7 protein-coding genes are annotated in these 7,662 nt (G+C 65.5%); 4 read left to right on the top strand and 3 right to left on the bottom strand.

The genetic code is table 11. The features are described from left to right. Positions 1–68: 68 nt before the first annotated feature. Complete coding sequence (zwf, locus tag G3O00_RS37555) at positions 69–1,538, bottom strand: glucose-6-phosphate dehydrogenase (protein WP_011351248.1); 1,470 nt, start codon at positions 1,536–1,538, stop codon at positions 69–71. Between the two features lie 430 nt (positions 1,539–1,968). Between zwf and G3O00_RS37560 the strand changes: the two genes are divergently transcribed. From G3O00_RS37560 to ugpC, 4 genes are all read left to right on the top strand, one after another. Beyond that, the gene (locus tag G3O00_RS37560; protein ID WP_011351249.1) at positions 1,969–3,216 is read left to right on the top strand and encodes an ABC transporter substrate-binding protein; all 1,248 of its coding nucleotides are present in this window, start codon (positions 1,969–1,971) and stop codon (positions 3,214–3,216) included. A 138-nt stretch (positions 3,217–3,354) separates the two neighbouring features. Continuing rightward, a complete protein-coding gene (locus G3O00_RS37565) occupies positions 3,355–4,293 on the top strand; it encodes a sugar ABC transporter permease (RefSeq protein WP_011351250.1) in 939 nt (312 codons plus the stop codon). Continuing rightward, positions 4,283–5,140 carry a carbohydrate ABC transporter permease gene (locus G3O00_RS37570; RefSeq protein ID WP_031403212.1) on the top strand — a complete coding sequence of 286 codons (858 nt, stop codon included), beginning with the start codon at positions 4,283–4,285 and terminating at the stop codon, positions 5,138–5,140. Before G3O00_RS37565 ends, G3O00_RS37570 begins: the two co-directional genes overlap by 11 nt. A gap of 112 nt (positions 5,141–5,252) precedes the next feature. Further along, on the top strand, positions 5,253–6,371 hold the full coding sequence (gene ugpC / locus G3O00_RS37575; protein ID WP_206146036.1) for a sn-glycerol-3-phosphate ABC transporter ATP-binding protein UgpC: 1,119 nt from the start codon (positions 5,253–5,255) through the stop codon (positions 6,369–6,371). Between the two features lie 87 nt (positions 6,372–6,458). Here the strand turns inward: ugpC and G3O00_RS37580 are convergent, their stop codons facing one another. Both G3O00_RS37580 and G3O00_RS37585 read right to left on the bottom strand, forming a co-directional pair. Then, the gene (locus G3O00_RS37580; RefSeq protein WP_011351253.1) at positions 6,459–7,082 is read right to left on the bottom strand and encodes a trimeric intracellular cation channel family protein; all 624 of its coding nucleotides are present in this window, start codon (positions 7,080–7,082) and stop codon (positions 6,459–6,461) included. Continuing rightward, positions 7,069–7,662, bottom strand: a 594-nt coding sequence (locus G3O00_RS37585; protein WP_206146037.1) for a Smr/MutS family protein, incomplete at its 5' end; no start/stop codon positions are given. The genes G3O00_RS37585 and G3O00_RS37580, both read right to left, overlap by 14 nt.

Raw genomic sequence — 7,662 nt, forward strand, 5'->3', positions numbered from 1 at the left:
TCTGTTCAAATCGTACGAATCGTGGGGCACGTTGCCGCGTACGGTGGCGTGCGCGGCAACGGTTTGCATCAGTTCTCTTCTTCGAGCCAGCAGGTGTCGTGCTGCGCGAGCATCGCGCTCGCCGCGGCCGGCCCCCACGTGCCCGCCGCGTACGGCTTCGGCGGCTTCAGCGAGCGTGCCCATTCGTTCAGGATAGGCTCGACCCAGCGCCATGCGGCTTCTTGTTCGTCGCGGCGCACGAAGAGGGCGAGACGGCCGTTGATCACGTCGAGCAGCAGGCGCTGGTACGCCTCCATCTGCCCTTCCTTGAAGAACTGGTCGAACGCGAGATCGAGGTGCACGCTCGCGAGGTTCATCCCTTCGCCCGGCTGCTTCGCGAGGCAGTACAGGCGGATCGTCTCGTTCGGCTGCAGCCGGATCACGAGGCGGTTCGAGCCGGGACGCAGCGCGGTGGGCCCGAGCGCCGAATGCGGCACCGGGCGGAAATTCACGACGATCTCCGCGACGCGATCGGCGAGCCGCTTGCCGGTGCGCAGGAAGAACGGCACGCCGGCCCAGCGCCAGTTCTCGATCTCGACCTTCAGCGCGACGAAGGTTTCGGTCTGGCTGTCGGGCTTCACGCCCGGCTCGGTCGCATAGGCCGGCACCTGCGCGCCCTTGATCACGCCCGCATGATACTGGCCGCGCACGGCAACCTTGCCGATGTCGCGCGGATCGACCGGTTTCAGCGCGCGCAGCACGCGCAGCTTCTCGTCGCGCACCGAATCCGAATCCATCGAATGCGGCGGCTCCATCGCGACGATCGACAGCAGCTGCAGCAGGTGGTTCTGCACCATGTCGCGCAGCGCGCCCGTATTGTCATAGAAATCGCCGCGCGCCTCGACGCCGAGCTCCTCGGCGATCGTGATCTGGATGCTCTCGACCCATTCGCGGCGCCACAGCGGCTCGAACAGCGCATTGCCGAAGCGCAGCGCGAGCAGGTTCTGCACGGGTTCCTTGCCGAGATAGTGGTCGATCCGGTAGATCTGGCCTTCCGCGAAGATCTCGCCGACCGCGTCGTTGATCGCGTTCGACGACTTCAGGTCGTAGCCGAGCGGCTTCTCGAGCACGATGCGCGAGCCTTCGTTCAGGCCGACCGACGCGAGTGCCTTGCAGATCGGCACGAACAGCGACGGGCCCGTCGCCAGATAGAACACGCGGATGCCGGGCAGCGATGCCACCGCGTCGCGCAGCACGCCATAGTCTTCCGCGCGGCCGAGATCGAGGTGTACGTACTCGATGCGATCGAGGAAGGACTTCCACGCAGCTTCGTCGAACGCCTTGCCGGCGGCCTTGGCCGCGTGCGGCTTCACGTGGGTGTCGACCCATTCCAGATAGGACGCCCGATCCGATTCATGACGCGCCACGGCAACGATCCGGCCGCTCTCCGCCAGCATGTTCGCACGGTGCGCCTCGAACAGCGCGGGCAGGATCTTGCGCATCGACAGATCGCCGGTGCCGCCGAAAAGTACGAAGGTAAAGCTGGAATCGGTATGCATGTGTCTCCGCCGGGTTGGGGTGCTGGGAAGCGATCCGTAGTGCGATAAAAATATTTTTGACACTGAATTGTAGTTTAACTACAATCCGCCGCAAGGGGTAGCACCTGGGTGAAGAAAAAAAGAAGTGCGGTCGATGAACTGCGCGAGCTTCGCCTTCGGGAACGCCTTGTGCCGAATGTTATCGGACATTGACGGCGCGCATCGTCAGCGCGACGTCGGCCCCGGGCTCGCGCCGCATCATTGCGGCGGGCCAGAAACACAAAGAGGAGACACGCCGTTGAATCTCGATTCACGCTTTCTGTAAGAGCCCGGCCGGTCATCGGCCCCGTACGCTGCATGCGTCCCGCGGCTCGATTTCCCCGTCGTTATCAAGAAGCCGGTTCCCCGTCAGGGAACCTCACGAGTTGATTCAGTCTGGAGGAGATAAGTAATGAAAGTTCGCTCGATCATGGGTGCGCTCTGCGCGGCAGGTCTGATGGCTGGCGCCGTGGCGGCGCAGGCAGCCGAGAATGTAACGGTGCTGCACTGGTGGACCTCGGGCGGCGAGTCGAAGGCCGTCGGCGTGCTGAAGGACGACCTGCAGAAGCAGGGCTACGTGTGGAAGGACTTCGCGGTCGCGGGCGGCGCCGGCGCCGCGGCAATGACCGCGCTGAAGACCAAGGTGATCAGCGGCGACTCACCGTCGGCCGCGCAGATCAAGGGCCCGCTGATCCAGGACTGGGCCGACCAGGGCGTGCTCGTCAACATCGACTCCGCTGCCGGCGACTGGAAGCAGAACCTGCCGCCGGAAATCGACAAGATCATCAAGTACAAGGGCCACACCGTCGCGGCGCCGTTCTCGGTGCACCGCGTGAACTGGCTGTACATCAACAAGGCCGCGCTCGACAAGGTCGGCGCGAAGGTGCCGACCACCTGGCCTGAATTCTTCGCGGTGGCCGACAAGCTGAAGGCCGCGGGCATCCAGCCGGTCGCGATGGGCGGCCAGCCGTGGCAGGACCTGACGCTGTGGGAAGACGTCGTGCTGTCGCAGGGCCCGGCGTTCTACAAGAAGGCGCTGGTCGACCTCGACCAGGCGACGCTGACCTCGCCGCAGATGCTGTCCGTGTTCGACACGGTGCGCAAGATCCAGGGCTACTTCGATGCCGGCCGTAACGGCCGCGACTGGAACCTCGCGACCGCGATGGTGATCAACGGCAAGGCCGGCATGCAGTTCATGGGCGACTGGGCGAAGGGCGAGTTCGAGAACGCCGGCAAGAAGTCGGGCAAGGACTACATCTGCGCACCGGTGCCGGGCACGGCGAATGCTTACACGTTCAACGTCGACTCGTTCGTGTTCTTCCAGCAGAAGGGCGAGAAGGCGGCGACGCCGGGCCAGCTCGCGCTCGCGAAGACGATCATGACGCCGGATTTCCAGGAACAGTTCAGCCTGCTGAAGGGTTCGGTGCCGGTCCGTCTCGGCGTGAAGATGGACAAGTTCGACGACTGCGCGAAGAAGTCGTATGCCGACGAGCAGACCGCGATCAAGTCGGGCGGCTTCGTCCCGTCGCTCGCGCACGGGATGGCGCAGAGCGATGCGACCGCCGGCGCGATCACGGACGTCGTGACGAAGTTCATGAACTCGCAGCAGGATTCGAAGAGCGCGGTTGCCGCGCTCGCGAAGGCCGCGAAGGTCAAGTAACGCGCGACAGGCGCCCGGCCGGAAACGCTTCATCGGCCGGGCGTTTTTGCATGTGCAGCAAACGGGCTCGCCCGCGGGCTCGTGCCGTACCTGGCGCCGGCCCGGCCTGCGTCGCCCTCGTTCCAGGAGTCGAATCAAGTGGCTGCCCCTCTTAGCGGAAACGGATCCGGCGCTGCCGCCGCACGGCGTACGTCGCCGATGTCGGCCTTCGCCGATCGCTGGATTCCGAAGCTCGTGCTTGCGCCGAGCGTCGCGATCGCCGTGGTGTTCATCTACGGCTTCATCCTGATTACCGGCTATCTGTCGCTGACCAATTCGCGGCTGTTGCCGAACTACGAATTCGACGGCTTCGGCCGTTACACGGACCTGTTCCAGAACGACGTGTGGTGGACTTCCGCCGCGAACCTCGGCTGGTTCGGGATTCCGTTCATCGCGATCTGCGTCGCGCTCGGGCTGTTCCTCGCGATCCTGCTCGACCAGCGGATCCGCAACGAAGGCGCGCTGCGCGCGGTCTTCCTGTACCCGATGGCGCTGTCGTTCATCGTCACCGGCACCGCGTGGCAGTGGATCCTGAACCCGGGCCTCGGTCTCGAGAAGGTGATGCACGACTGGGGCTGGACGAGCTTCTCGTTCGACTGGCTCGGCGATCCGGACAAGGCGATCTTCTGCGTGGTGATCGCGGCCGTGTGGCAGTCGACCGGCTTCGTGATGGCGCTGTTCCTCGCGGGGCTGCGCGGTGTCGATGCGGAGATCTTCAAGGCCGCGCAGGTGGACGGCGCGACGCTGCCGACCATCTACCGCAAGATCGTGATCCCGAGCATGCGCCCGGTGTTCTTCTCGGTGCTGCTGATCCTCTGCCACATCACGATCAAGACCTTCGACCTGGTCGTCGCGCTGACGGCGGGCGGCCCGGGTACGTCGTCGTCGCTGCCGGCCATGTTCATGTACACGTTTTCGTTCAACCGCGGACAGCTCGGGCTCGGCGCGGCGTCCTCGGTGATGATGCTCGCGACCGTGGTCGCAGTGCTGGTGCCGCTGATGTATATGGAATCGAGGAGCACCCGCAATGCAGCCTAAGATGACGATCAGCCGGGCAGTGATCTATGCGGCACTGATCCTGTTCGCGCTGTATTTCCTGTTCCCGATCTACGTGATGCTGTCGACGTCGTTCAAGGATCTCGACCAGCTGCGCACTGGCAACCTGCTGACGCCGCCCACCACGTGGACCATCGACCCGTGGGTGAAGGCCTGGAGCGGCGCGTGCACCGGCGTGCGCTGCGACGGCATGAAGCCGTTCTTCCTGAACTCGCTGGAGATGGTGATCCCGGCCGTGCTGATCTCGTCGCTGATCGGCGCGTTCAACGGCTACGTGCTCACGCACTGGCGCTTTCGCGGCGCGGACGCGCTGTTCACGATGATGCTGGTCGGCTGCTTCATCCCGTTCCAGGTGATCCTGCTGCCGATGGCGCGCCTGCAGGGGATGCTCGGCCTCGCCAACACGATTCCGGGCCTCGTGTTCGTGCACGTCGTGTACGGGATCGCGTTCACGACGATGTTCTTCCGCAACTTCTACGTGAGCGTGCCGGCCGAGCTGGTGAAGGCCGCGCGCATCGACGGCGCGGGCTTCTTCACGATCTTCACGAAGATCCTGCTGCCGGTGTCGCTGCCGATCTTCATGGTGTGCCTGATCTGGCAGTTCACGCAGATCTGGAACGACTTCCTGTTCGGGATCGTGTTCTCCGGCGTCGACTCGATGCCGATCACGGTTGCGCTGAACAACCTCGTCAACACGTCGACGGGCGTGAAGGAATACAACGTCGACATGGCCGGCGCGATCATCGCCGCGCTGCCGACGCTGCTCGTCTACATCGTCGCCGGCCGCTACTTCGTGCGCGGGCTGACGGCGGGCGCGGTGAAGGGGTAAGCGCGGCTTCATCCGATACGACGAACCGGCCGCGCCTCGCGCGCGGCGCATCGAAACGAACCCGACGCGGCGCCGGAGTGCGCCGCGCGAGACGAGACAGAGGATTCACAGCATGGCAAGCCTTTCCATCCGTGACGTGTACAAGACCTACCCGAACGGGGTGCCGGTCCTGAAGGGTGTCGACATCGAGATCGAGGACGGACAGTTCCTGATCCTGGTCGGCGGGTCGGGCTGCGGGAAGTCGACGCTGCTCAACATGATCGCCGGGCTCGAGACCGTGACGAGCGGCGAGATCTGCATCGACGGCAAGGTCGTCAACGACCTGTCGCCGAAGGATCGCGACATCGCGATGGTGTTCCAGTCGTACGCGCTGTATCCGTCGATGACGGTGCGCGAGAACATCTCGTTCGGCCTGAACATCCGCAAGGTGCCGAAGAGCGAGCAGCAGCAGATCGTCGACCGCGTGTCGCAGATGCTGCAGATCCAGCACCTGCTCGACCGCAAGCCGGGCCAGCTGTCGGGCGGCCAGCGCCAGCGCGTCGCGATGGGCCGTGCGCTCGCGCGCGATCCGTCGCTGTTCCTGTTCGACGAGCCGCTGTCGAACCTCGACGCGAAGCTGCGCATCGAGATGCGCGCGGAAATCAAGCTGCTGCACCAGCGCCTCGGCACGACGATCGTCTACGTGACGCACGACCAGATCGAGGCGATGACGCTCGGCGACCGGATCGCTGTGATGAAGGACGGCGTGGTCCAGCAGTTCGGCGCGCCGCAGGACATCTACGATTCGCCGTCGAACCTGTTCGTCGCGGGCTTCATCGGCGCGCCGCCGATGAACTTCATCAACGGCAAGCTGGTCGAGCAGGGCAGCGGGATCGCGCTCGAGATCGACACGGGCCTCGCGCGCAGCGCGCTGAACCTGCCGTTCGACGCGGCGAAGCTGAAGTCGCATGTCGGCCGCGAGGTGATTCTCGGCCTGCGTCCGGAGCGCATCACCGACGCGCGCAACGCGCACAACGGCGAGGCGTCGAACCTGCAGCCGATCGACGTGCGCGTCGACGTGACCGAGCCGACCGGGCCGGATACGCACGTGTTCGCGCAGGTGAACGGCAAGCGGATCGTGAGCCGCGTGCATCCGGCCGCGAACCCGCAGCCGGGGCAGACCCAGTCGCTGCTGTTCGACGTGTCGAAGGCGGTGCTGTTCGATCCGGCGTCGGAAGAGCGGATCGCGTGACGTCGCGCGAGCGCTGAACGAAGCAAAAAGGGGCCGTCTTCGGACGGCCCCTTTGTTTTTGCGCTGCGGCTGTCGCTGGTTTGGCAGTCAGTGCGGCAGCCGCACGTCGAACTTGAACGTCGCGAGCCGCGCGACGAGGATGAAGCCGGTCGCGAGCAGCACGCTGTACACCGAGTCGAACTGCAGCCACACGAGCAGCAGGTAGAACCAGCAGCCGACGAACGCGCAGGTCGCGTACGGCCGCGAATCGCGCAGGATCAGCGGGATGTCGTTGCACAGCACGTCGCGGATGATCCCGCCGACCACGCCCGTGATCACGCCCATCATCACCGCGATGAAGCGCGGCATCTCGGCATCGAGCGCGATCGCCGTGCCCGAGATGCTGAAGATCCCGAGCCCGATCGCATCGGCGACGAGCAGCAACCGCTCGGCCGACAGTCGCGACAGCATTCGCAGCACGAACGGCGCGAACAGCGCGAGCACGAAGATCGCGATCACGTAGTCGTCGTGCACGACCCAGTAGAACGGCCGGCGTTCGAGCAGGATGTCGCGCAGCGTGCCGCCGCCGAACGCGGTGGCGAGCGCGACGACGAACGTGCCGACCGAGTCGAGGCGGTTCTTGCGCGCCTCGATGAAGCCCGAGATCGCAAAGGCCAGCGTGGCGATCGCCTCCAGTATCGCGATCGCGAGCGTCAGCCTAGGATGCGGCACGCGGCCCCCGGTCGCCGGGTGCCGCGAACGGTTGCAGCAGCACCAGCACCGCGCCCGCGCCGCCGTCGTTGCCGCGTGCCTCGCAGAACGCGATCACTTCTTCCTTCTGCACGAGCCACGCACGGACCTTGCCTTTCAGCACCGGTTCCTTGCCGATCGAGCCGAGCCCCTTGCCGTGGATCACGCGCAGGCAGCGCAGCCCTTTCTTGCCGGCTTCGCGGATGAACTCGGCGAGCGCGTCGCGCGCCTCGTCGCGCCGCATCCCGTGCAGGTCGATCTGCGCCTGCACGATCCACGCGCCGCTGCGCAGCTTGCGCACGACGTCGCGGCTGATGCCGGGGCGGTGGTAGTACAGCGAGTCGTCGCTGTCGAGCAGCGTTTCAGGATCGAATTCGTCGGACAGCGTCGCGTTCAGCACGGCTTCCTCGTCGCGCTGCGTCTGCTTCGGCACCGGGTCGGGCGGCGTGCGGCCGGCCGCCGCGCGCGGCGGCGCGTTCAGCGGCTGGATGGTGCCAATCTCGTTGCGGAACAGGTTTGCGTCGGCTTCCGCCTTGCGTTCGGCCTTCGCGGTTTCGACGCG

The sequence above is a fragment of the Burkholderia sp. Ac-20384 genome (assembly GCF_017104605.1).
GTDB classification, from domain to species: domain Bacteria; phylum Pseudomonadota; class Gammaproteobacteria; order Burkholderiales; family Burkholderiaceae; genus Burkholderia; species Burkholderia lata.

Bases quoted from the DNA above. Each gene is read 5' to 3' on its own strand.
- ugpC (WP_206146036.1), top strand. From the start codon at position 5,253: ATGGCAAGCCTTTCCATCCGTGACGTGTACAAGACCTACCCGAACGGG.
- zwf (WP_011351248.1), bottom strand. From the start codon at position 1,538: ATGCATACCGATTCCAGCTTTACCTTCGTACTTTTCGGCGGCACCGGC.
- G3O00_RS37570 (WP_031403212.1), top strand. From the start codon at position 4,283: ATGCAGCCTAAGATGACGATCAGCCGGGCAGTGATCTATGCGGCACTG.
- G3O00_RS37560 (WP_011351249.1), top strand. From the start codon at position 1,969: ATGAAAGTTCGCTCGATCATGGGTGCGCTCTGCGCGGCAGGTCTGATG.